The organism is Mucilaginibacter metallidurans (assembly GCF_003286435.2).
GTDB lineage: Bacteria > Bacteroidota > Bacteroidia > Sphingobacteriales > Sphingobacteriaceae > Mucilaginibacter > Mucilaginibacter gossypii.
Genome location: NZ_CP043449.1, coordinates 3,416,189 through 3,437,384, shown reverse-complemented (window position 1 = coordinate 3,437,384; position 21,196 = coordinate 3,416,189). Strand labels below are relative to the sequence as shown.

At 42.1% G+C, this 21,196-nt stretch carries 28 protein-coding genes; 15 read left to right on the top strand and 13 right to left on the bottom strand.

Translation table 11 applies throughout. The annotated features are described in order from the left end of the window. Positions 1 to 138 precede the first annotated feature (138 nt). Positions 139 to 1,593, bottom strand: coding sequence for an RtcB family protein (locus DIU38_RS14605; protein WP_112652128.1), 1,455 nt, complete (start codon positions 1,591 to 1,593; stop codon positions 139 to 141). Between the two features lie 285 nt (positions 1,594 to 1,878). On the opposite strand from DIU38_RS14605, the gene DIU38_RS14600 reads away from it, so the two are divergent. From DIU38_RS14600 to DIU38_RS33085, 3 genes are all read left to right on the top strand, one after another. Then, the gene (locus tag DIU38_RS14600; RefSeq protein WP_112652127.1) at positions 1,879 to 2,940 is read left to right on the top strand and encodes a helix-turn-helix transcriptional regulator; all 1,062 of its coding nucleotides are present in this window, start codon (positions 1,879 to 1,881) and stop codon (positions 2,938 to 2,940) included. A gap of 24 nt (positions 2,941 to 2,964) precedes the next feature. Then, entirely contained in the window at positions 2,965 to 3,513 is a 549-nt protein-coding gene (locus DIU38_RS14595) for an RNA 2'-phosphotransferase (RefSeq protein WP_112652126.1), read from the top strand. A 155-nt stretch (positions 3,514 to 3,668) separates the two neighbouring features. Then, positions 3,669 to 3,806: a hypothetical protein gene (locus DIU38_RS33085; protein WP_167516184.1), complete on the top strand. Its 138-nt coding sequence runs from the start codon at positions 3,669 to 3,671 to the stop codon at positions 3,804 to 3,806. 231 nt (positions 3,807 to 4,037) lie between these two features. Here DIU38_RS33085 and DIU38_RS14590 read toward each other — a convergent pair whose 3' ends face one another. Beyond that, positions 4,038 to 5,603, bottom strand: a complete 1,566-nt coding sequence (locus DIU38_RS14590) for a M20/M25/M40 family metallo-hydrolase (protein ID WP_112652125.1) — start codon at positions 5,601 to 5,603, stop codon at positions 4,038 to 4,040. A gap of 354 nt (positions 5,604 to 5,957) precedes the next feature. On the opposite strand from DIU38_RS14590, the gene DIU38_RS14585 reads away from it, so the two are divergent. Continuing rightward, positions 5,958 to 6,422: a hypothetical protein gene (locus DIU38_RS14585; RefSeq protein WP_146750448.1), complete on the top strand. Its 465-nt coding sequence runs from the start codon at positions 5,958 to 5,960 to the stop codon at positions 6,420 to 6,422. A 183-nt stretch (positions 6,423 to 6,605) separates the two neighbouring features. Here the strand turns inward: DIU38_RS14585 and DIU38_RS14580 are convergent, their stop codons facing one another. Further along, complete coding sequence (locus DIU38_RS14580; RefSeq protein ID WP_090524308.1) at positions 6,606 to 6,815, bottom strand: hypothetical protein; 210 nt, start codon at positions 6,813 to 6,815, stop codon at positions 6,606 to 6,608. A gap of 171 nt (positions 6,816 to 6,986) precedes the next feature. Between DIU38_RS14580 and DIU38_RS14575 the strand changes: the two genes are divergently transcribed. Both DIU38_RS14575 and DIU38_RS14570 read left to right on the top strand, forming a co-directional pair. Then, positions 6,987 to 7,502, top strand: a complete 516-nt coding sequence (locus DIU38_RS14575; RefSeq protein ID WP_149354105.1) for an ATP-binding cassette domain-containing protein — start codon at positions 6,987 to 6,989, stop codon at positions 7,500 to 7,502. 104 nt (positions 7,503 to 7,606) lie between these two features. Further along, positions 7,607 to 7,993 carry a hypothetical protein gene (locus DIU38_RS14570; RefSeq protein WP_149354104.1) on the top strand — a complete coding sequence of 129 codons (387 nt, stop codon included), beginning with the start codon at positions 7,607 to 7,609 and terminating at the stop codon, positions 7,991 to 7,993. A 2-nt stretch (positions 7,994 to 7,995) separates the two neighbouring features. Here DIU38_RS14570 and DIU38_RS14565 read toward each other — a convergent pair whose 3' ends face one another. The 4 genes from DIU38_RS14565 to DIU38_RS14555 all read right to left on the bottom strand — a co-directional run bounded on the left by DIU38_RS14565 (position 7,996) and on the right by DIU38_RS14555 (position 10,127). Further along, positions 7,996 to 8,379 (bottom strand): DUF6169 family protein, encoded by a 384-nt coding sequence (locus tag DIU38_RS14565; RefSeq protein WP_112652122.1) that lies wholly within the window; start codon positions 8,377 to 8,379, stop codon positions 7,996 to 7,998. A 113-nt stretch (positions 8,380 to 8,492) separates the two neighbouring features. Beyond that, entirely contained in the window at positions 8,493 to 8,636 is a 144-nt protein-coding gene (locus tag DIU38_RS33080; RefSeq protein ID WP_167516183.1) for a hypothetical protein, read from the bottom strand. A 42-nt stretch (positions 8,637 to 8,678) separates the two neighbouring features. Continuing rightward, positions 8,679 to 9,641: an EamA family transporter gene (locus tag DIU38_RS14560; protein ID WP_112652121.1), complete on the bottom strand. Its 963-nt coding sequence runs from the start codon at positions 9,639 to 9,641 to the stop codon at positions 8,679 to 8,681. Between the two features lie 6 nt (positions 9,642 to 9,647). Next, the gene (locus DIU38_RS14555; protein ID WP_090524317.1) at positions 9,648 to 10,127 is read right to left on the bottom strand and encodes an Lrp/AsnC family transcriptional regulator; all 480 of its coding nucleotides are present in this window, start codon (positions 10,125 to 10,127) and stop codon (positions 9,648 to 9,650) included. A gap of 237 nt (positions 10,128 to 10,364) precedes the next feature. Between DIU38_RS14555 and DIU38_RS14550 the strand changes: the two genes are divergently transcribed. From DIU38_RS14550 to DIU38_RS14535, 4 genes are all read left to right on the top strand, one after another. Continuing rightward, positions 10,365 to 10,940: an RNA polymerase sigma factor gene (locus tag DIU38_RS14550; RefSeq protein WP_243770747.1), complete on the top strand. Its 576-nt coding sequence runs from the start codon at positions 10,365 to 10,367 to the stop codon at positions 10,938 to 10,940. Positions 10,941 to 11,126: 186 nt separating this feature from the next. Further along, positions 11,127 to 11,360, top strand: a complete 234-nt coding sequence (locus tag DIU38_RS33550; protein ID WP_208809241.1) for a hypothetical protein — start codon at positions 11,127 to 11,129, stop codon at positions 11,358 to 11,360. Between the two features lie 87 nt (positions 11,361 to 11,447). Then, positions 11,448 to 11,663 carry a hypothetical protein gene (locus tag DIU38_RS14540; RefSeq protein ID WP_091171302.1) on the top strand — a complete coding sequence of 72 codons (216 nt, stop codon included), beginning with the start codon at positions 11,448 to 11,450 and terminating at the stop codon, positions 11,661 to 11,663. A 12-nt stretch (positions 11,664 to 11,675) separates the two neighbouring features. Further along, positions 11,676 to 11,885: a hypothetical protein gene (locus tag DIU38_RS14535; protein WP_112652120.1), complete on the top strand. Its 210-nt coding sequence runs from the start codon at positions 11,676 to 11,678 to the stop codon at positions 11,883 to 11,885. A 17-nt stretch (positions 11,886 to 11,902) separates the two neighbouring features. Here DIU38_RS14535 and DIU38_RS14530 read toward each other — a convergent pair whose 3' ends face one another. Continuing rightward, the gene (locus DIU38_RS14530; RefSeq protein WP_112652119.1) at positions 11,903 to 12,391 is read right to left on the bottom strand and encodes a VOC family protein; all 489 of its coding nucleotides are present in this window, start codon (positions 12,389 to 12,391) and stop codon (positions 11,903 to 11,905) included. A 798-nt stretch (positions 12,392 to 13,189) separates the two neighbouring features. Between DIU38_RS14530 and DIU38_RS33075 the strand changes: the two genes are divergently transcribed. Further along, positions 13,190 to 13,336: a hypothetical protein gene (locus tag DIU38_RS33075; protein ID WP_167516182.1), complete on the top strand. Its 147-nt coding sequence runs from the start codon at positions 13,190 to 13,192 to the stop codon at positions 13,334 to 13,336. A 90-nt stretch (positions 13,337 to 13,426) separates the two neighbouring features. On the opposite strand, the gene DIU38_RS14525 is transcribed toward DIU38_RS33075, so the two are convergent. From DIU38_RS14525 to DIU38_RS14515, 3 genes are all read right to left on the bottom strand, one after another. Continuing rightward, positions 13,427 to 13,627, bottom strand: a complete 201-nt coding sequence (locus tag DIU38_RS14525) for a hypothetical protein (protein ID WP_090524329.1) — start codon at positions 13,625 to 13,627, stop codon at positions 13,427 to 13,429. A 110-nt stretch (positions 13,628 to 13,737) separates the two neighbouring features. After that, on the bottom strand, positions 13,738 to 14,595 hold the full coding sequence (locus tag DIU38_RS14520) for a glycoside hydrolase family 16 protein (RefSeq protein ID WP_112652117.1): 858 nt from the start codon (positions 14,593 to 14,595) through the stop codon (positions 13,738 to 13,740). A 167-nt stretch (positions 14,596 to 14,762) separates the two neighbouring features. Continuing rightward, a complete protein-coding gene (locus tag DIU38_RS14515) occupies positions 14,763 to 14,975 on the bottom strand; it encodes a hypothetical protein (RefSeq protein ID WP_112652116.1) in 213 nt (70 codons plus the stop codon). A gap of 181 nt (positions 14,976 to 15,156) precedes the next feature. On the opposite strand from DIU38_RS14515, the gene DIU38_RS14510 reads away from it, so the two are divergent. Continuing rightward, a complete protein-coding gene (locus tag DIU38_RS14510) occupies positions 15,157 to 16,422 on the top strand; it encodes a metallophosphoesterase (protein WP_112652115.1) in 1,266 nt (421 codons plus the stop codon). Positions 16,423 to 16,508: 86 nt separating this feature from the next. Beyond that, on the top strand, positions 16,509 to 16,724 hold the full coding sequence (locus tag DIU38_RS14505) for a hypothetical protein (RefSeq protein WP_112652114.1): 216 nt from the start codon (positions 16,509 to 16,511) through the stop codon (positions 16,722 to 16,724). Between the two features lie 45 nt (positions 16,725 to 16,769). On the opposite strand, the gene DIU38_RS14500 is transcribed toward DIU38_RS14505, so the two are convergent. Next, positions 16,770 to 17,111: a hypothetical protein gene (locus tag DIU38_RS14500; RefSeq protein ID WP_112652113.1), complete on the bottom strand. Its 342-nt coding sequence runs from the start codon at positions 17,109 to 17,111 to the stop codon at positions 16,770 to 16,772. A 470-nt stretch (positions 17,112 to 17,581) separates the two neighbouring features. Here DIU38_RS14500 and DIU38_RS14495 point away from each other — a divergent pair, with 470 nt between their 5' ends. After that, positions 17,582 to 18,847 (top strand): hypothetical protein, encoded by a 1,266-nt coding sequence (locus tag DIU38_RS14495; protein WP_149354103.1) that lies wholly within the window; start codon positions 17,582 to 17,584, stop codon positions 18,845 to 18,847. A 133-nt stretch (positions 18,848 to 18,980) separates the two neighbouring features. Continuing rightward, positions 18,981 to 20,420, top strand: a complete 1,440-nt coding sequence (locus tag DIU38_RS14490; RefSeq protein ID WP_149354102.1) for a hypothetical protein — start codon at positions 18,981 to 18,983, stop codon at positions 20,418 to 20,420. A 13-nt stretch (positions 20,421 to 20,433) separates the two neighbouring features. Here the strand turns inward: DIU38_RS14490 and DIU38_RS14485 are convergent, their stop codons facing one another. Continuing rightward, complete coding sequence (locus DIU38_RS14485) at positions 20,434 to 21,195, bottom strand: hypothetical protein (protein ID WP_112652111.1); 762 nt, start codon at positions 21,193 to 21,195, stop codon at positions 20,434 to 20,436. Position 21,196: the final 1 nt, after the last annotated feature.

Sequence of the window (21,196 nt, the reverse complement as noted above, 5' to 3'; positions counted from 1 at the left end):
TTAATATAAATAATTTTTACAATTGGGAATTCATTAACCCTCTTGTGTTTTGCATATATCTTCACTGCTATTGCAAGGTAGTGCCGTGGTAATGTGCTATGTTTAGACAAACTCCCCCTTTAGGGGGCCGGGGGGCTTCTAATCCTCCGGCTTTTCCTTAGCATCAGCCATCCTCACAATCCTCGGCTGAAAGCTTGCCAATACATCAACCAAATCATGTTGGGCGGCCATTACTGCATGGATATCCTTGTACACCATCGGCGCTTCGTCCAAATCGCTTCCCATTAGGGTAATGCGTTTATCTACCAGGTTAGCAGCAACCGCTTTGGGATCCACAGTTTTAAAGGCGGCGCTTCGGCTCATTAAACGGCCTGCGCCATGCGATGCGGAGTTGATAGAAACCGCATCGCCTTTACCGCGCACTACAAAGCCAGGTGTGCTCATACTGCCGGGAATGATCCCTAATACACCTTCGCCTGCCGGAGTAGCGCCCTTTCGGTGTACCATTACTTCGGTACCATCGGCAAGCTGCTCTTTCCAGGCAAAGTTGTGGTGGTTTTCTATCATCATAACCGGTTTAAGGTTAAGCGCACGGGCAATTTTATTATGGATTTCATGGTGATTGGCGCTGGCATAGTCGCCGGCCAGGTTCATGGCAATCCAGTATTCCTGCCCTTCGTCGTTATCCAAGTTTAACCATGCCAAATGTTTGGCCTCCTGCGGAAGCTTGGTTTTGCTCATAGCAATTTTTGAGTAATGATCGGCAATGCTTCCGCCAAACCCTCGTGAACCTGAGTGCGACAATAAAGCCAGGTAACTACCGGCCGGGATGCCTTCAAGCGCGCCTTCGGTAACAGTAAGCTCACCCCATTCAACAAAGTGGTTGCCGGTACCTGAAGTTCCCAATTGGGCATAAGCCTTATTCTTCAGGTTCCGGATCACCTTGGTTTCGCTCCATACAGGGCTGTCGAACAGCGAGGTATCAAAATGCGTTTTGGTAACCCCGCCAATCCCAAAGTTGGTATGATCAAGCAAAAGGCCTTTAAGCATGTCGGTTTCGGTATCAACCACACCGGCAGGTAAATCAAAAATGCTCAAACACATACGGCAGGCAATATCCACCCCAACAGCAAAGGGGATGATGGTGTTGGCAGTTGTAGCCAGCACGCCGCCAATAGGCAAGCCGTAACCCTGGTGGGCATCGGGCATTAAAGCGCCTGCCACGGCTATGGGTAATTTAACCGCGGTTTTCATCTGCGCAAGCGCACCCACTTCAATATGCTCAAGGCCGTAAACCGGAAAATCGGCAATTTCCTGCTTCAGGGCAAACGAAGTTCGCGGTTGTTTCAAAAATTTCCCTTCTTTACGCAGATCGATCACGGCTTCGGCCAGGTTCTTGAACTTACCGCCTTTTTTAAGGGCGTAAGGCATCGGTTCATCAATAAGGGCTTCCAGGTTAGCCAGGATCTGTTCCTTATCCATTACGCCGTGTTTTAACAGGCCATTGGCCACGCGGCTAAAGTTCTCTAATATCTTTACGTCGTTAATACCTAATGAGGTTAATTCGTTGTTGCTTATTTTTATCTTTTCCATAAAGTTGCCCCTCTAATCTCCCCGGTAGGGGAGACTTGGTTGTCTATTGATTTTTTTTAAAAGCCCTCTCCCTCCGGGGAGGGTTGGGTGGGGCTGATGATACAAAGTAAATTTTCAACTACGCAATGTATTTGCGTAGTTGAAAATAATTTAATAATATTATAACAAAAGTCATGAACTGGTATGTCGACTCACCCCGACATCACTTCGCTCGTCGACCTTCTCTCCGGCTGCGCTTCAAAGAGGGTAGGGAAATTAAAGAATAAATAAATCCGAAATCAAAATATGCCTGTAAACCGCAATGCCCTTATCCGTTACCGAACCATCGACAGTTGCCTGCAAAACCGCCGCCGGCAGTGGACACTTGATGATCTGATTGAAGCCTGCTCCGAAGCTTTGTACGAATATCAGGGTATAGACAGCGGGGTAAGCCGCCGCACCGTACAGGCCGATATGGAGATGATGCGCAGTAATAAGCTGGGGTACGAAGCGCCTATTGTAGTGGTTGATAAAAAGTATTACACCTACTCCGACAAAAATTACAGCATCAATAACATCCCCCTCAATAACCAGGACATGCAGGTGCTTAGCGAAGTGGCCGGTTTGCTGGGCCAGTTTAAAGGCCTGGGGCATTTTGCCGACCTTAACGAAATGGTAACCAAACTGGAAGACAAGATCTACAGCCAGAAAACACATAGCATACCTGTAGTTGATTTTGAAAAGAACGATAACCTGAAAGGGCTTGAATGGATAGAGATCATCCGCAAGGCTATTGTAAGCAAGAATACGTTGTGTGTTAGCTATCAGTCGTTCAAAGCAAGGGAGGCCAGTACATTTTGTTTCAGTGCCTATTTGTTGAAGGAATACCGTAACCGGTGGTTTGTTTTGGGTGTATCGCACGTAAGAAATAAGCCGCTGCTTACCCTGGCGCTCGACAGGATCCAGACTGTTGAAGTACATGCTGATGAATATATTGAAAACACCAGGATCAATCTCGCTACTTATTATAATGATGTGCTTGGCGTTACCAAATCGCCCGGTCAGCGCGATAATGAAGTCATATTTTGGGTAGATGATAAAAATGCCCCGTATGTTATTACCAAACCATTGCACCACACGCAAAAAATATTAAAAGTTACGGCAGACGGAACGATATTCAGTATCAGGGTAATCATGAACTTCGAGTTGGAGCGCGAACTGCTTGGTTTCGGGCCTAAACTGAAGGTGCTTGGTCCGCGGATACTGGTTAAACAAATGAAGGATCTGTACCGGAAATCACTGGAGCATTATGCTGGGGATAGCCCTGTACCGCAGGGAAAGAATTTGAGCAGTTTGTTAAATTCATGACGTAAAGCATTTATATTAGTGCTAATGATAAGCGAAAAAGAAACTACCAGCTTAAGTAAATTTTTAAGCCTGGTATTACGTCATCAACCCGAAGCAATAAATATTAAACTTGATGAGCAGGGCTGGGTAGCCGTTGACGAGTTGCTGCTTAAAGCGGCTGCACATGGTAAAGCCATAACTCTTGAAATACTGAACCACATAGTTGAAACTAACGCCAAAAAGCGTTTCGCATTTGATGTTGCCCGGCAGAAGATCCGCGCCAGCCAGGGGCATTCGGTTGAGGTTGAGTTGGGTTATGAAGCACAAATACCGCCGGATGTGCTGTATCACGGCACGGGGAGCCAGTCGGTTGAGGCGATTTTGCAAACCGGGCTCGAAAAGCGGAGCCGGCAACACGTACACCTGAGCAGCGACCTGGAAAGGGCTGTTAAGGTTGGTCAACGCCATGGTAAACCGGTTGTGTTAACCGTTGCGGCGGGTGAAACGCACCGGCTGGGCCATAAATTCTACCTGTCGGAAAACAAGGTGTGGCTTACCGATTTTGTCCCCAAAGATTTTATTTGTATAAATTAATCCAAACCCTGCAAATCCCAAATCGAACATCCGAATTTTGAAATTGGAAAATGACATTTTCTTGACTTTTGTACCAAATTAGTCGAAACTTTATTTTAAAAAACGCTTGCAGGTTAAGTAGCAAACCTGTTACATTTAGGAAATTATAAACTGAAATGCCAAAGCACATCCTAATTATTTACGTATTGGTTGCCTGTTGTATCCTGGTTATTATGGTCAACTCATTTGTTAAAAACAGGTTAAACAAAAAAGCTGAAGACCGGCGGATCCTGAAACCCGTTAACCGTTCTTAATTGTTTTTCAAATCCATTAAGAGGGCCGGCCCTGTGATCAAAGCGGGGCCGGCTCTGCAAAGCATTGATATCTCCTGATGCTCATATTGTTTATCTCCCGTCGTTTTTTTGAAGTTTAAACAAGCCTGTATTAAAATATACGTTGAGGAAAATATTTTTCCCTAAGACGCAAAGATTTTTTTGCCTTTGCGTATCAGTGAGCTTATTTAATCGCGGACGTTTGCTATTCTGCTAAAATCCATCAAAAACAAAAGTTTCGTTTACAAGCGGTTTCCTTGGCAGCATTTCGGGGCGGATACTGGCCTGGTACACAAATGAGGCTACGATGATGGCGGCTTGTTTCAGATCGTCTATCATCAGGTGGTCGTAGTCGTCCATATTGCTGTGGTGTGTGCGGGTTTCATAATCAATAGGGTCCTGCACAAACTGGAAACCCGGTATGCCAGCCCAATCAAACGCCAGGTGATCGGTTGACCCGGTATTGGCCATAGTTACCGTTGTGGCACCAAGGTCATTAAAGGGTTTTAGCCACTGTTCAAATATCGGTTTCATTTTTTCGTTGCTTTGCGCAAAGATCCCCCTGATTTTTCCGGTTCCATTGTCCAAATTAAAATAGGCCGATACTTTAGCTTGCTCGGGCTTTACAGTAAATTTAACGCCATCCCTGAAATGGTTTTTAACGTACCCGAATGAACCCAGCAAACCCTGCTCTTCGCCACTCCATAGTGCAATGCGGATGGTGCGTTTAGGTTTAAGTCCAAGCGAATCGAGCAGGCGAACAGCCTCCAGCATTACAATGCAGCCTGCCGCATTATCGGTTGCACCGGTAGCTGCCTGCCACGAATCAAGATGGCCGCCCAGCATCACCAACTGCGATTTTAATTTGGGGTCGGTACCGGGGATTTCACCTACCACGTTGTAGCCGTTTGTATCTTCGGTAGATGTTTTGTCCGTAAAACTCATGGCCAGCTCAACTTTCTGGCCCGATTGGATCAGCCGTTTGATCTTCTGCCCGTCCTCCGAAGCCATGGTAACCTGCGGTACAGTTTCCGGATCAGTTAATTTATAGCCGTAGCGGCCTTGCACAAAAACGGTTCCGTTAACATTGCTGCGGCCTGCGCTAATGAATCCCAGTGCACCGGCGTTTTTCAGTATCCGGTCTGCTGTTTTAAAGATCTTCAGGTATTTAGTAGTATACATGTCAATCATGGAGCGAGACACCATATAAGTATCCTTCAGGTTGGCTAACGCGGTGTCGGCCAGTCTTTCGGCCGATGGCTCAAAGTCTTTTTTATAATCGGTCGCATCACCGGTAACCAACACAAATTTTCCTTTAAACCCGGCGGCGTGACTATTCAGATAAGTTGTATCTATAGCCTGTGCCGATGTAATTATCATAACTTCACCTTGCAGCAGGCCTTTGCTGCCCGGGCTCCATGGATTAGGATAAGCCCTGATCTGGGCATTATAGGGTGCGCGCATCATCATACTGAAATCCTGCACTTCCCATTGTTTGCCAAAAGTGCCCCAGGGCTCGGTAGCGGCATTGGTCATTCCCCATTTTTTCATGGTGGCAACTGCCCAACTTGCTGCCCGGGCATAACCCGGCGAATTGGTTAACCGCGGACCGGATACATCGGTTAAATAATGCGCTATCTGCGGAATTTGTGAGCTGCTAAGCTCGGCCTTACGAATACGGCTGAAAGCCGTAGTATCAATAATTTCCTGTTGGGCATAGCTACTGGTGCCGGCAAGCAACAACGCGCCGAAAATAAAATTGCGTTTTATATATTTCATAGTGAGGGTTTTAGATTTGAATATAAGATTTTAGTTTGAAAAACATAAAATAAGAAAGGGTAAAACCTGAACTGAGCCGTGCCGTTAACACAATAAAACATTGGTAACACCGCCGATATCATTAAATAACGTAAAAACCGCATTCCGAAAGCGTATAAACACTATGTTACCCGGCTGTTTTTATCGTCAATTTTATCTTCTCTAATTAAAGTCATTTACCCGGAGGCTATTTGCAGTTTTCTGAATTTGCAAATAGCTTAAATCAATAGTATTTATAGTGTTCGGGCCGCCTGTATATGGCTTTAAATGTTTGTGAACCAACAATCAAATTATATAAACTTAAAACTACAACCTATGTCTTTTTTATCAAAAATGTGGGATCATGTAAAATCCCTGTTCCACAACGCTTCAGACGTTGTACATGAAATCATAACCGTAGCCGACAAAGTTGCTAACGGAATCAAAAACCTTGAAGCAAGCCAGGCCGGCCAGTTTTTGGAAACAACACTGGAAACCCTGGTGCCGGCATCAGCAGTAATTGTGAATGGCATTAAATTATGGCTGCCCAAAGTGGTTACCGATTTAAACTGGGCTGTACAGGAAGATGGTAAAACAGATGCGCAAAAAATAGCCGACGCGGTGGCTTATTTAGCAAAACTGAAAGGCGCCAATCCCGATGCTTATGCCAGCCAGCTGAACACGTTAAATGCACTGATCCAAAAATGGATGTCGGACCAGCAGGGTGCCGGGCTCAACATTCAACAGGCCCTCACCATTAGCCAGGTAAACCATAATCCAGACCTGGTTTCGGCCCAATGATATTAAATTGCAGAGGAGAAGCATCCCCGTGGCCGCATCATAAAACAAATGATGCGGCCTTCTTTTTTGCATATATATATATAAATATGACCTGTTTTTTCTTAAGCTTGTGGTTGGCCCATTAGCAACTGCTTGTCGGTAAGGATATTAGCGTACTTAAAGCGGCAGATAATAAATAAGCTCCTATTTTTTTGAAGTAGCAACTACAACAATACCGCCTATAACTAATAATCCGCCAAGGTAGGGCGGCCAGTTAACAGTTTTTTCCCTGTCGGCCGATACCTGTATAGGGCCGGCATCAATGATCTTTTCTTTTTTGGTGTAAGTAAAGCCTGTCCAGATGAGCATGGCCGCACCTACAATAATGAGTACAATCCCTATGGCTTTGTTCATGGTTATATAATTTGGTTATTGATAATAAATAGCGTTTAGTTACTATTTGTTTTGCGCTTGTCGTTCAGATTGGCATATTAAGTTTTTTTGCTTTCAACTTTTCTTTAGATTAGAAGCCTGGATCCAGGGTGAATGGTTTTCCTATAACATCCTGAAAATTAATTACCGTAGATGCAAGATGATCTGATACTGGAAACCATATCGGTTACTAAAAACTTTTTTGGGGATAAGTCTTCGGGGGTTAATAACGTTACCATTTTTATTCCGAAAGGAAAGATAACAGCGATAGTAGGTGAAAGCGGCAGCGGGAAAACCACTTTGCTTAACCTGTTATATGGTACCCTGGAGCCCGACCATGGCGAGGTGTTTTTTAAGGAAGAGCAGGTATTAAGCAGGCAAAAAGGTATTCAGCATGCCCATAAGGTTATGCGGATGGTAGCGCAGCAAGATAACGATCTTGATCCGCGAATATCGGTATGGGACACCATATGTGAAGGTTTGCCTGCCGAAGATCAAAGTCAGGCTATCCATCATGTTACTGAAGCCTTGAACCTTTTAAATATCTACACCATTAGAGAAATGCCCTTTGGTAAATTAAGCGGTGGCGAAAAGCAGCGCGTAACCATTGCCAAAGCATTGATTAGCCGCCCGGAAGTTTTACTGCTTGATGAACCTTTAACCAGGTAGATGCAACCTATCGGGAAGGTTTACAGCACGATATCAGGTATATTGTAAAGGAATGGGGAGTTACCGTAGTACTGGTATCGCATGATCCTGCCGAGATCCTTTCCATGGCCGATGAACTTATTGTACTTAAAGAAGGGGAGATTGTGGAGAATGGCAGTCCTGAGCAGTTATATCATTCGCCTAAATTATTGTACACAGCACAAATACTGGCCAGTTGTACCCGGCTAACATCGGCCCAGGCAAAAGTTTGCGGCATAAAAAGTAGACGCAGCGTGGTAGTTGTTTACGCCGAGCATATTAAAATTAGCAGCCTGGGCAGCAAATGGCTGGTAAAAATGGTGTTGTTCAAGGGCTTTTTTGAAGAGCTTATTGTTGAAAAAGATGGTTTAACATTGCGGATACTCAATTACGACAGGCGTAAGTACCCGGTTGGCAGTAAAGTTAGCATCAGTATCAGTAAATATTTTGAATTTGGGAAGTGGGAGAGTTGAGGTTAAAGGTTATTTAGTCCCCAATAATCTATTGTAAAGTAGAAAGCGGAGATCAGTCTCATCTTTTGAGGATTATTGCTTTTAAATAAAATGGATGCATAAAATCCTTTCTTTCCATGCTCAGAGGATGAACTATGCTTTTCAAGTCCATTATTTAATTCGTGATACCAGTTATTAAAGATAATATGCCTATTCCTTGCTTTACCGTCATTGGTCATACACATATATAAAATGGCATCGTTTGGTTGGTTAGCAAAAAAAATATTGATGATATGAACGATAGTGTGCTTTACCTTGCTATCATAACGTTGTTTATGCTGACCGGACCGTTTACAGGTGAAACCAAACGAAATCACAGTAATTTCGTTTTCATCGGGATCAAGCATTATGAATTCAGTAAAGTATGCTATGTAAATATCCCAGAAGATGTGTTGAATTTATATACGTTACCTTCCTCTAAAAGTTCAACGTTATAGCGGGCGGACAAATTTGATATCTTTTAACGTTGAGAGGATTGATCATTATCAACAGCATTGGCAATACGATCTTTGTCCTCCAATAATTTTTTGAATGGATTAACCTTTTTAGAGGTCGACTGGTTTTTATCCGAAGACTTGTCGATATTTGTTTTTGCTGTTTTCAATTAAACAAAGTTCGTTAAAAAATTCATCAAAACAAAACCATATCATTCCGTGACAGCCAGTTTGTGTTCTCCGTGTTTTGCCTTCCTATACTTCGATAAATTGATCAGCAACACACTGCTCAATATTACAACCAGTCCAATAACCTGGATCAGCGTTACATGTTCGCCTGCAAAAATTACCCCTAATAATACAGCTATCACCGGGTTAACATAGGCATAGGTACCAACCTGGGTAGCCGGTCGCACCTGTAAAAGCCATACATAAGCACTAAATGCCGCTATCGATCCAAATAGAATGAGATAAGCCAGGGCATACCAGCTTTGTACCGGTATGGCATGCCATTGTACGGTTTGTACCTCGTTGTTTAAAAAACTTGCGGGAATAAAAAATATGCCGGCTCCAAGCATTTGCCAGGCCGTATTTACCGATACCGATCCTTTAGTGTTATAATGTTTTGAATATAATGAACCGGAGGCCCAGCCCAGTGTACCAAGTAAAAGCAATATCATTCCTGGTAATTTTGATGGACCTGCCGATGATCCCAATACGTCCGCGATCTGATCCCGAAATAAAAGTATCACACCTATAAAGCCAATGATGAGGCCGACAATGGTGCTTTTGCTTTTAAAGTTGGTGCTCCAGTTGGGTTTATCAAGCAGCACGAACCAAATTGGCGGCGATGTTACCATAATGGCCACCATAGCGCTTGGTAAAGTTTGTTCGGCCCATATTACTGCACCGTTACCTATTACCAGCAGCAGGAAACCGCTTACTGCTGCATGTAATATGTTTTGTTTTACAAAAATCTTTTCACCCTTAATTGCACACCACGCCATTAACAGCAAACCCGCTGTGAAGAAACGCAGCGCGCCCAACAGCAGCGGCGGAAAACCAGCTACTGCAATTTTTATAAAAAAGTAGGTAGAGCCCCATACTATATAAACAGTGGCGAAAGCTATAATAACTAATAAGGGCGAAGTGGATTTTGCAGTAGTAGGTGCCATGGTATATTATTTTTCGGGTATAACCAATTGTTGTTGTTCTTTTTTGGTTTCGAGCACTATGGTGGTGCGGGTGCTCAAAATATTGGGTATTTTACTGAAGTGAGTGCGCATTAAATTCATTAGCGAGGCGGAGTCATAAGTACGCACTTTTATTAAATAGCAATCGTCGCCGGCTATGTGGTGCACTTCCTGTACTTCGGGTATCTTGGCCAGCTCGCCTGATGTAGCATCGCTTCCTGGCCCATCGGCCGCTTTCATAAATATAAAAGCAAGCATTTTTTGCTGCAGGGCCGCCGGATTGATGCGCGTTGTATATTGTTGGATCACATTTTTTTGTTCCAGTTTTTTTACGCGTTCAAGTATGCCGGATGGCGCCATGCCAAGCTCACGGGCCAGGTCGGCATTAGAGATCCGGGCGTTTTCCTGCATCAATCGCAAAATATGCAGGTCGGTTTTATCTAAAATAATTTCCGGTTCGTTAATCATACAGTAATATTCGGTATAAATCGAATAAAGTTCAAATATTTTTAATTAAAATGAATTTAATTCGACAAAACTATCTTCATGATGTTTAAACATCAGTTGCTCAAACCGCTTCTGCAATCAAATAAATACTGTTTTAGCTGTCTGAAATGACTTTTTGATATGCAATAAACTTTTTTGAAAAAAAATTAAAATGTTTTTAAATCACAATCGTCTTTATCTTTAAAAAGGATAAAGAAATTGACAACAGCGATAATGCCCCAGGACAAAAACAGCCACATCATACAAACAATTGCGTCGTATGGTAAAAGCCTGTTGGGATTTATTCGCCGGAGGGTAAAAAACGATGCCGACGCCGAGGATATACTCCAGGATGTTTGGTACCAGTTTAGCGCTGTTATTAATTCTGAACCGATTGAACAAACCAGCGCCTGGCTATACCGGGTGGCCCGGAACAAAATAACTGATAAGCATAAAAAAAAGACGGAAACCCTACTTGATGATATGCTGGCCGATGATGAGGATTATGACGATGAGGCACCGGACTTTAAAGCCATACTCCTTACTGAAGCTACCACTCCCGAAACCGAGTATTTGCGCAACCTTTTTTGGGAGCAGTTATTTTTTGCGCTGGATGAATTGCCCGAAGAACAAAAACAGGTATTTGTTTGGCATGAGCTTGAAGATATCCCCTTTGAGGAAATTGCCAAACGTACCGGGCTAAATACCAACACGCTGGTATCAAGGAAACGTTACGCCGTACTACACTTGCGTAAACGGCTTGCCCAGCTTTACACCGAAATTACTGAATATTAAAAATTAAGACATTATATAACATGAAACCATTTTTTTATAAAAGGCGATTTTTCTTCATCCCGCTTGGGTGATCGCTTGCCTGGCTGTCATCAGCTTTGTGGTAATGCAGCTGTGGAATAATTTATTGCCGGATATTTTACATGTAACAACCATTACTTACTGGCAGGCCGTTGGCATATTTATTTTATGCAAAATTTTGTTTGGTTTTGGAAAGGCGGCCCTAAAGGTGGGGGAGGAGCGCCCTGGATGCGCGGACGCATGGCCGAACGTTTTAAGAATATGAGCCCCGAAGACAGAGATAAATTCCGCGCTCAGTGGGAAGATCGCATGTGCGGATGGAAAGGCCACGGGCATGGCAGGTTTAGCCGTGACTGGGACGATTTTAAGACTACCACAAACGAAGAAAAGAAGGCTGAGTAAGCGATCAGGAATATCAGCTTTAAGCTTTATGCATTCCGCTTTCAGTTCTAAATAAATTGATATTTATCTACCTCAAATAACATAACAATGGATGTACTGGTATTTGCAACAAGTGTACGGCAGAGACGGCAGGTGAGCCGGGTACAAAATTTATTAACCAAAATACCCGCTATAGCCCAATGGAACTTTGACCTGGAAGACTGCGATAATATTTTACGGGTGGAAGCTAAGGATCTTTCGCCTCGTTACATCGAATCGTTGTTGCAAAACGCCGGCATCTATTGCCAGGAGCTGGATTATTAATACCTGTTTACAATGACAGCCTCGCTTGAACGTAAGCTGATCCGATGGGTCCATATCTTGTTAAGCATACCAGTTGTAGGGTATATTTATGGCCCGGTTGCTCAAATTCCTAACGCGGCTGCGGCGGTAAAATGGGTGTTCTTCCCAATAATAGTACTTTCGGGCTTTTGGCTGTGGAAAGGCTATTGGTTTAAAAAGAAATACAAAAATTTAGTTAAGTGATTGTTTTGCAGCCCGGTTTATTTTTTAGCCGGGCTGTTTATTTCAATCCAGTAGCCATCCGGATCCTGGAAATAAAGTTGCAATACGCCATCTGCCCGGTAGGTAGGTTCTTTACTGTCGCCTTTCCAGTTTGAGTACGGGATATTCATTTGATCGAGTGTTTTTGCAAACTCTTTTACCGACGAAACGGTGAAGCAAAGGTGTATGCCTTTAACCTGTTTTTCTTTGCGTTCGGCCTGTATAACATGTAGTTTTACATTATTGCCAAGGCTATACCATTGGTGTACGGTATCTGCAAAGGGGTTGTCAACTTTTTTAAGGTGTAATACTTTGGTATAAAATTCGGTGCTTTTTTTAAGGTTACCGGTAGTAATGGCAATATGATCAATTACCGGCGAAATATCGGTACCGTTTTGGGCTTTGCACACCACAGGCAAAAACAGAGTTATTGCCAGCAGCAACGTGGTTAGTTTGGCTGTTTTAAAGATTATTGATAAAGATCTCATTGTTAGGATTTGTAGTTTAAATGCCTAAAGATATAGGTTTAGCATTATGGTTAAAGTAATGCACAAATAAATTACACAAGCATTCAATGAAAACTGAATATCAATTTTTCGTCCTCTTGGTTAATACAATTGATATTGTGTAAATTCCAGTCATTAATATCAATAAGGCCCGCATGGGTCCTGTAATGACTGTCATCAACAGGGCATTTTACTACATATCCAATATCTTTAATCAGCACAATTATTGGTCTTGCACCGCAAACCTTGCAGCAGTTACAATCAACCGATCCTGGTATATTTACATAGCCCCTCATACTTCATCCGGCGTTTAATTAAGTTTTTAATTGCGATTAGTTATCAGGTCAATCAACTTGTTAAAGTACTCGTATTTTATCCTCAAAAGTTAAAAAAATGCTAATTGAGAATAAAATCCTCCATGAAAATATAATACGTATGAAACTGGGTTTATGTTACTGCCCTTTGCAGATTATTATTTATTTATGGAGATAATAATAGTTGTTTGTGTTTTACAGTATCGTTTTATATTAATTTAACGCTGCAAACAGCTATGGAGCAATATCATTATTGATCCTTATAACCTTTCTGGCCATCGGTTTTCTGTTTGTTTGGATTAACCGGGTTATGGCGCGACGGAGTTGCTGAGTTGTCGCTCGAAATAGTTATCGACTGATGATTATCCTACTGTAACATTCCTTTTACCGCTTTGTTGCCGCACTCTTATGGCATGATAACTGTTTGGCCATAGTTTATCTATCGAAAACTAATAAATCATTTGCTATGAAAACCACTGTTTCACGCTCAATTTCATTATTAATATTAGCAGCAATGGGCTTTACAAGCTGTTCGGCCGAATACCGGGAACGACACAGGCGACGACACGACGAAAGGGTTCGTGTACACGAACGTGTAGTTATACATAATTAAAACAAGTAAATACAGCAAAACAGGCCGTGCTGATAAAGCACGGCCTGTTTTGTTTATGGCGTTTAAAAACCGGGATTGTTTATGGTAAAATCAATCGTTCCAGAGGTGCCGTGAATGAAGGCTACCTTCCAGTTTGTTTTTAATTATAAGGTCGTCTTTATGCAAAATGCAATCGCCCTGATTGATGTCTTCTTCGGCAGTAACTTTGATGATGCTGCCTGATATCTGTTCAACTATACTTGATAAAGTAAAGATCTCTGAGTCGGGTATTTGTACGGTTAATATTGCCATGGGTAGATGATGTTATTTTTAATAATTCAAAAATATGGCAATAAAATTTAACCAATGTTTTATGAAAGTAAAATTTAAATAACCTTTATTTTACAAATGTATCAACAATATTAAATCACAGTTTTAGTTATCAGCACCCAGTCGACAATGGTTTTGGCATCACCGGCTTTTATTTTGTTAACTGTATTTTCTGATAAGCCATGATAGGGTTTGGTAACCTTGTTAACACCACCAGGATAGCCACCACCTAATGCAAAATTAAGGATGATGAATTTTTTATTATCAAAAGCCCAGCGGCCATATTTTTCAACCATTGCTTTTGTTACTGTATAGGTGATTTTGCCATCAACCTTAAAAACAAGGCTCTCAGGCAACCAGTCTACCGAATATACATGCCACTGGGTAACATCAATGCCTGCGGGGAAAAATACACGTTTTGCAAGCGGTGTATCGCCAAAATAGCCGGGGCCATGTAAAGCATGGCTTACCCAGCTCGAGTCGCCTACAGTTTCCATTACGTCAATTTCGCCGCAATTGGGCCATTTACCGTTTCCCAGCAGCCAAAAGGCTGGCCATAGGCCTGCGCCTGCCGCCATTTTCATTCTGCATGAGGCCGTACCATATGTAAACTCCATTTTAGCTCGGGTATTAATGCGGCCTGAAATGAAATCATATTTACGCTGCTCTTTACTGGTAAAGCCGGGTTTATATAAAGCCTTTAAAACAAGCGCGCCATGTTCGGCACCTTCGGCTTTACCATCTATCATATAAATGGTAGCCGCCGAATCAACATAGGCCTGCTGCTCGTCATTAACAGTGTTGCCCGTAACTTCAACATTCCACCTGCTCCTGTTGAGGGTTGGTTTATTAAAATCTTCAAAGAAAACAGTATCCGTAGTTTTATTCTGGGCGAATGCCTGTAACGCTAATAAAAGTGGAGCTGATAGCAGCAGATATTTTAGATTCATTTGAGGTGTGAGATAAGGGTTTAAAAGTAGATAAATTGGATGAGAGGAACTTAGTATTTACCAATTGCGATCATAATTTTACAGTGGCGTCCTGGTTTGAAACTAAAATACATCGATAAATAAACAGATGAAGAATCTCTGCTTGCATTGTTATATTTGTGTAATACTCATCTTAAGGTCATGGGTAAAAACACAACAAACTTATATTTCAGGTCAAAACAGGTTTCGTTAATAATGTTGGCGGTCATGGCTATCATTTGCTCCAGGTTGCTGTTCTTTTTTTTTAATGACCCTGAAGGCCCAAATCTTTTAATAGTTGGAGGTCTGGCACTGGCTGTATTTTTGTTATCCTGGGCAGTATATATATTTATCCCGTCCAAAATGAATGGTTTTAAACGCCTTTCTGCAGCAATTTGTATCCAAATACTATTGATTATTGGTCTTTATTTTTGCATGAAGTAATTTCCCGTCTTTCTCAAAATCTTTAAACCTGGCCTGCATCAGCAATTTTACCCTCTAATTACCTTTACTTTTTTAAATTGCAGTCTTATACGTATTTATATGCACAGTAGTGGTTTTTTGAAGGTATTCGCAATTATTGCGTTGATTAGTTTGTTGTTTGATTGGTACATCCATTCCGGCCTTAAAACCTTAACTGCCGACTGGCAATCAAACCTGTGGCGCAATGTTGTTTTATGGGGGTATCTGATCACATCTGTTGGTGTAACTGCGTTGTTTTTAATTGGCTTTGGCGCTTTTAGTACAGCAAGCGGCATGCGCCCGTTTCATGAGTGGATGCTAAGCCTGTTCCTGACGTTTTTTATTACCAAATTGGTTTTCATAATCGTGCTATCCCTCGGCGATCTGGGGCGGTTTTTCGTAGGTGTATTCAACTTGATCAGTGGTTCGGGCAGGGTTGCCGGGCAGCCGGCTTTTCCGGGCCGGCGTAAGTTCATCAGTGAAATAGCGGTACTGGCGGCTGCCGTGCCTTTTACTTCGTTTTTTTATGCCATGCTTAAAGGTAAATACGATTATAAGCTGCATAAAACCACTCTTTATTTTGATGATTTGCCCGATGCCTTCGATGGCTTTACCATCACCCAGCTTTCTGACATCCATTCCGGAAGTTTTGATAATACCGAGGCTATGCAAAGCGGTATCGACCTGGCTAAAGCGCAAAAAAGCGACCTGTTTGTTTTTACCGGCGACCTGGTGAATAATGCAGCATCGGAAATTGAGCCCTATATCGAAAGGTTCGGGCAGATCAAAGCGCCCTACGGACAGTTTTCCATTTTAGGTAACCACGATTACGGTGATTATATCCATTGGGATAACATGCAGGAAAAAGCAGCCAACCTCGATAAGCTTAAACAACATCACAAAGCCTTAGGCTATCGTTTGCTGCTGGATGAAAATGTCACCATTGAAAAAGGCGGGCAATCGATCTCCCTCATCGGGATCCAAAACTGGGGCAGAGGTTTCATCCAGATAGGCGATTTGAATAAGGCGCTTCAGGACGTACCCCGGGATGCCTTTAAAATACTGCTTTCGCATGACCCTACCCATTGGGAAGAACAGGTTCGTTATAACCCAACAACCATTCATCTTACCTTATCGGGCCATACTCACGGCGCGCAGTTTGGTGTAGAGATTCCCGGCTTTAGGTGGAGCCCGGTAAAATATCGTTATGTTGACTGGGCCGGCCTCGCTAGTGAAAAGAACCGGTATCTGTACGTAAACCGTGGTTTTGGTTTCCTGGCATTTTCTGGAAGGTTAGGTATTTGGCCGGAGGTTACAGTTATTGAGCTGAAGAAAAAGGTAGTGTAACGTTATAAAATAAGGATTTGATTTATCCGGGTTGATTTGTGGCAGGGTTTTTATGCTTATTATACTAGGCATTTAAACTTAAAATTATGGCAACTAATAATATAAAAAGGATAGGCAAACAAGGTCCCCAGGTACAGCATCAGCATAGCAATGCCTGGCAAGTGATGAAGCCTTTTGTACATTTTGGTGTGAAAGCTATAAGCGCAATAGCCCATACGCTTGTCTACATTGTAAAACATATTCCCAAACATGATTCGCCTAAACCTTCCGGGCAAAAAGGCGGTAAGATCATCAAAATATAGTAATGTACCCCGGTCTTTACCGACCGGGGGTATTAAGCCGGTGAATCACATTAATATCCTTTTTCCATTTGCTAAATCTTCTAAAACTTTATTTACCTGCTGCTTTAAATCCTCATCTTTGCAGCGAGTAGTAAAAGTTCGTTCATCTCTACCGTATTGGAAATGACCATTAATTTCAAACAGTTGGTTGCATAAATTAGCACCTATTAGTTTGATTGTTTCTCTTTTTGTCATAATGCGTTGTTGTTCTTGTTTTAAAATCATTGTTTTTGTTTTTATACTTCTATATATCGCTTTGCCTTTTTTGTTTCCCTTTAGGGAATTGATTTTTATTTCTATTAATTGTTGAAATGAAAACTTGTTAACGAAATTTACAGTCTCTAACATGATGGTATATATAATTTGCTTTTTTGTTTCCTTTAAAAAAATCCCAATTTTACTTTTTTTGTCACTCTAAAAGAGAAAGAAAGTAAGCTAAAGGTGAAATTTCTTTCCTGCACCTCTCCCAAATTTCAAACCTCTGAAAACGCATTGAACGCACGTTTTAAATTTTGTTTCCCCGTTAAAACACCCTTTTAAATACCGTGTTTTCACGGATTGCGGCGATGTTTTTAAATGTCGAGATTTAAGCGTTGATTAAATCCTGCAAAACAAGAACTGCCATTACCTATCACGGGTTGCTAATATTGCCTTCAATAATAATTGATATAATATTTAAAACCTAAACCTTAACTTTAACCTTGTCCTTACACCCGTCAGTTTGATGGGTGTTTTTTGTTTTATACCAGTTCAAATTCATAAGCGTTCAGTAAGTGGCTTGTTGTTTAAATTACAATTTGTACTTACTTTCACCCTCAATGAATCATCTGTTTACCGGTTACAAAACGCTTCAAAAATTAATACTTCCGGCGCTGTTACTTTCTGCTACATTATCAAAAGCGCAGGTGTTTGGCGGTAATCCGCCATCTATAAAATGGAAACAGGTAAACACACCGCCCGCCCGGGTGATATTCCCGGCCGGCTTGGATTCGGCGGGGTTAAGGGTTGCCAATATCGTGCAGCAAATGAACGGCCCGATCCGGCCAACAATCGGTTTTAAGCAAAAACAAATCAGTATTGTATTGCAAAATCAAACTACTGTAGCCAACGGTTATGTAGGATTGGCCCCCTTCAGAAGCGAGTTTTTTTTAACTCCCGAACAAAATAGCTTTGATATAGGCAGCCTGCCATGGCCGCAACAACTTGCTATTCACGAGTACAGGCATGTGCAGCAGTACAATAATTTTAATGTAGGCCTGTCGCATTTACTCCGCATAATTTTTGGCGAGGGCGGGCAGGCGCTGGGTAACGATTTGGCTGTACCCAACTGGTTTTTTGAGGGCGACGCTGTTTTTAACGAAACCCTGGTGAGCGAACAGGGCAGGGGCCGGTTGCCTTATTTTTTTACCGGTTACCGTGCGCTATGGGCGGCGGATAAAAACTACAGCTATATGAAGCTCCGAAATGGCTCGTACCGCGACTATGTGCCCGATCATTACCCGCTCGGCTACATGATGGTAGCCTACGGCCGCGAAAAATATGGAAGCGAATTATGGAAAAACGTGACACATGACGCCGCGGCCTATCGCGGTGGCTTTTATCCTTTTCAATGGGCTGTTAAAAAATACACCGGCGAAAGTTTCAAAACCTTTTCAAATAACGGGTTTGCTTATTTCAAAAAGCAATTTGCCGAAGATAACAATCAGCCCGTTGCCGAACGGAAGAAACATTTTGACGCCAACCGGCAATACCCGGCTTTTGTGAAGGATAGTACGCTCATCTATGCCAAAAATACTTACGATCATTTGCCCGCCTTTGTTGTTAAAACCGGTGATAAAGAAGTGAAAATCAGCACCCGTTCCTATTCATTGGATAGTTATTTTGATTATCACAACGGTAAAATAATTTATACATCCTATCGGCCGGATTTACGCTGGGGCTACCGTAATTATAGTGAATTGATGCTGCTTGATACAAAAACAGGCCAGGAACACCGGATCACATCAAAAGCAAAATACTTTTCGCCTGCTTTTAGTGCGATGGCCAGAGTATTGTTGCCGTACAGGTTGATCCATCAGGAATGAGTCAATTGCACATTTTAGATACAGCAGGGAAACTGCAACAGGAAATTCCAAATCCGCGGGGCTGTTTTATACGTATCCTAAGTTTTATGGCGATGGCAAACTGCTATCGGCGGCACGTAATAAGGACGGTAAAATGGGGATAGCCCTTACAGAGATTGCTACCGGTAAAACAGCGTATTTAACGCCGCTGAGTTATCGCCCGATAGGTTTTATCGCCCTGAAAAAAGATACACTTTACTTTACCCAAACCGATGGCAAAAACGACCGCCTGTTTGTAATGATGCTTAACGATAAAAGTGTTTATGAGATGCTGCCTACCGCTAACGACACTGGTATTGGCTATTATCAACCTGCTGTAAGCGACAATAAACTGGCCTGGGTAGGTTTTACTGCCGATGGTTACCGGATTAACCAGGCCAATAAAAAAGATTTAAAATGGATAGCGGCAGGCGGCGATTACGCCCGCTACCTGCCCGATCTGGGTATCACAGCACTCAAAAAAGATTCGGCTGTCAATTTAGTAACAGGGATAGTTGATAAGCCATTGCCGGTTACTAACTATTCCAAAGCGCATGGTTTGTTTAATTTTCACAGTATCATCCCCAATATCAGCGACCCTAATTATTCATTCGCTATCACGGGCGAGAATGTGCTGAATACTTTTCAGTCCGAGTTGTCTTTTGATTATAATACCAACGAAGGCTACAAGCAGTTTGGTTTCGATGCCATTTACGGGGCTTTGTTCCCCTATATTTCGGCCGGGGCCGATTACACACTCGACAGGCGGAGCTTTTATAAGGGCCAATACGTTTACTGGAACGAGACTGCTGTGCATGGTGGTTTGCGGGTTCCCCTGAATTTTAGTGAGGGCAAGCGCTTAACCAGTCTTACCTTTGGCAGCGACCTGTATTTTAACAGTATCAACTTTCAACAAGCCTACAAAGGCAGTTTTGCCGACCGGTCATATAGCTATTTGAATAATTATTTCAGCTTTAGCAATCAAACGCAACAGGCACAGAAAAATATTTATCCCCGGTTTGCGCAAAGCATAGGCGTCAATTATAAATCGGCAGTTTCAGGATCGGGCGCAACGCAGCTATTGGCTACGGGAAGTTTCTATTTCCCTGGTTTGTTTGTGAACCACAACTTTGTGATCAGCTTGGCGCATCAGCAAAAAGGGAAAGATAACGTGATCAGTTTCTCCAATGATTTTCCTTTCTCCAAAGGTTACACTGCCGAAAACCTGGATAATATGAATAAAGTTGGCTTAACCTATCATTTGCCGATAGCTTATCCCGATGCAGGTTTCGGTAATTTGTTTTACCTGTTACGCCTGCGTGCAGCTTTGTTTTTCGATTATACACATGCAAACGCATCCAACTTTTTTACCGACGGCAGCGGTTTTAAGCAAAACTTCAGGTCGGCAGGTGGTACCCTGTATTTTGATACCAAATTCTTTAATCAAAACAGTATCACATTCGGTATCAGATATAGCAGGCTGCTGGACGAAGATTTTTTTGGCGGGACAGGGCGCAATAGGATAGAGCTGGTTTTGCCGGTAACTTTCTTTTAGTTGGATGGTTGATCTAATAATCAGTACTTATGATGCCCACTATACAACCCGAACAGGTGATCAACTCTGATTTTCTATCGTTAACATAGGAGGCTATTCGAATGATCTCAACAGGAATTTTGACATTCTTTTTTTGAAGAGTTTTTATTCCGGCAACGCCGTAGGCTTGTTCCTCGCAGCAAAAGCTGAACAACAGATTTTTAAGTTTTTTGATATCCCTGTTTTTTACAAGCTCGTCAATATATTCCCCCATCTTCGTTTTAGGACTTGCGTCACCACAATAAAAGGCATACATTTTATATAGATTTAACTCTTTTACTAAATCTTCAATGTTTTTGGATGATTTGTAAAAGTCGTTGCGTCTTTTTAAGTATTGCAACACTTTCGTAGTATCTATTTTTGGATGATTTTCTCTTTTATTTAGTTTATCGTAAAGCGGATCTCCAAAGAATGAGTTATCATAGCACACAGAACTAATTAGAATGCTGTCGCCCATTGTTAGTAAATTAACATAGTAACGATTCGATCCATTAAAAATAACAGTTATGCGCTGGTGCTTATAACCAAAATCCACATCTCTGTTAAAGTAAGTAGTTACTTTGCTATCATGGGGCTGCCGGGTTTGTTTAATGCTGTCAATTCTTTGGAAAAGCCTGGTAGCGCTCTTTTCATTATTAGATACTGATTCTATTTTATGATAATAAGTCTGAAGCTGGGCATAACTTTTTAAAACGGTAACTTGGAATAAAAACAGAAAAAGTATTTTTCTATTCATA

Coding starts and splice junctions, on each gene's coding strand:
- DIU38_RS14605 (WP_112652128.1), bottom strand. CDS start 1,593: ATGGAAAAGATAAAAATAAGCAACAACGAATTAACCTCATTAGGTATT.
- DIU38_RS14600 (WP_112652127.1), top strand. CDS start 1,879: ATGCCTGTAAACCGCAATGCCCTTATCCGTTACCGAACCATCGACAGT.
- DIU38_RS14595 (WP_112652126.1), top strand. CDS start 2,965: ATGATAAGCGAAAAAGAAACTACCAGCTTAAGTAAATTTTTAAGCCTG.
- DIU38_RS33085 (WP_167516184.1), top strand. CDS start 3,669: ATGCCAAAGCACATCCTAATTATTTACGTATTGGTTGCCTGTTGTATC.
- DIU38_RS14590 (WP_112652125.1), bottom strand. CDS start 5,603: ATGAAATATATAAAACGCAATTTTATTTTCGGCGCGTTGTTGCTTGCC.
- DIU38_RS14585 (WP_146750448.1), top strand. CDS start 5,958: ATGTCTTTTTTATCAAAAATGTGGGATCATGTAAAATCCCTGTTCCAC.
- DIU38_RS14580 (WP_090524308.1), bottom strand. CDS start 6,815: ATGAACAAAGCCATAGGGATTGTACTCATTATTGTAGGTGCGGCCATG.
- DIU38_RS14575 (WP_149354105.1), top strand. CDS start 6,987: ATGCAAGATGATCTGATACTGGAAACCATATCGGTTACTAAAAACTTT.
- DIU38_RS14570 (WP_149354104.1), top strand. CDS start 7,607: ATGGCCGATGAACTTATTGTACTTAAAGAAGGGGAGATTGTGGAGAAT.
- DIU38_RS14565 (WP_112652122.1), bottom strand. CDS start 8,379: ATGCTTGATCCCGATGAAAACGAAATTACTGTGATTTCGTTTGGTTTC.
- DIU38_RS14560 (WP_112652121.1), bottom strand. CDS start 9,641: ATGGCACCTACTACTGCAAAATCCACTTCGCCCTTATTAGTTATTATA.
- DIU38_RS14555 (WP_090524317.1), bottom strand. CDS start 10,127: ATGATTAACGAACCGGAAATTATTTTAGATAAAACCGACCTGCATATT.
- DIU38_RS33550 (WP_208809241.1), top strand. CDS start 11,127: ATGCAAAATTTTGTTTGGTTTTGGAAAGGCGGCCCTAAAGGTGGGGGA.
- DIU38_RS14540 (WP_091171302.1), top strand. CDS start 11,448: ATGGATGTACTGGTATTTGCAACAAGTGTACGGCAGAGACGGCAGGTG.
- DIU38_RS14535 (WP_112652120.1), top strand. CDS start 11,676: ATGACAGCCTCGCTTGAACGTAAGCTGATCCGATGGGTCCATATCTTG.
- DIU38_RS14530 (WP_112652119.1), bottom strand. CDS start 12,391: ATGAGATCTTTATCAATAATCTTTAAAACAGCCAAACTAACCACGTTG.
- DIU38_RS33075 (WP_167516182.1), top strand. CDS start 13,190: ATGAAAACCACTGTTTCACGCTCAATTTCATTATTAATATTAGCAGCA.
- DIU38_RS14525 (WP_090524329.1), bottom strand. CDS start 13,627: ATGGCAATATTAACCGTACAAATACCCGACTCAGAGATCTTTACTTTA.
- DIU38_RS14520 (WP_112652117.1), bottom strand. CDS start 14,595: ATGAATCTAAAATATCTGCTGCTATCAGCTCCACTTTTATTAGCGTTA.
- DIU38_RS14510 (WP_112652115.1), top strand. CDS start 15,157: ATGCACAGTAGTGGTTTTTTGAAGGTATTCGCAATTATTGCGTTGATT.
- DIU38_RS14505 (WP_112652114.1), top strand. CDS start 16,509: ATGGCAACTAATAATATAAAAAGGATAGGCAAACAAGGTCCCCAGGTA.
- DIU38_RS14500 (WP_112652113.1), bottom strand. CDS start 17,111: ATGTTAGAGACTGTAAATTTCGTTAACAAGTTTTCATTTCAACAATTA.
- DIU38_RS14495 (WP_149354103.1), top strand. CDS start 17,582: ATGAATCATCTGTTTACCGGTTACAAAACGCTTCAAAAATTAATACTT.
- DIU38_RS14490 (WP_149354102.1), top strand. CDS start 18,981: ATGGGGATAGCCCTTACAGAGATTGCTACCGGTAAAACAGCGTATTTA.
- DIU38_RS14485 (WP_112652111.1), bottom strand. CDS start 21,195: ATGAATAGAAAAATACTTTTTCTGTTTTTATTCCAAGTTACCGTTTTA.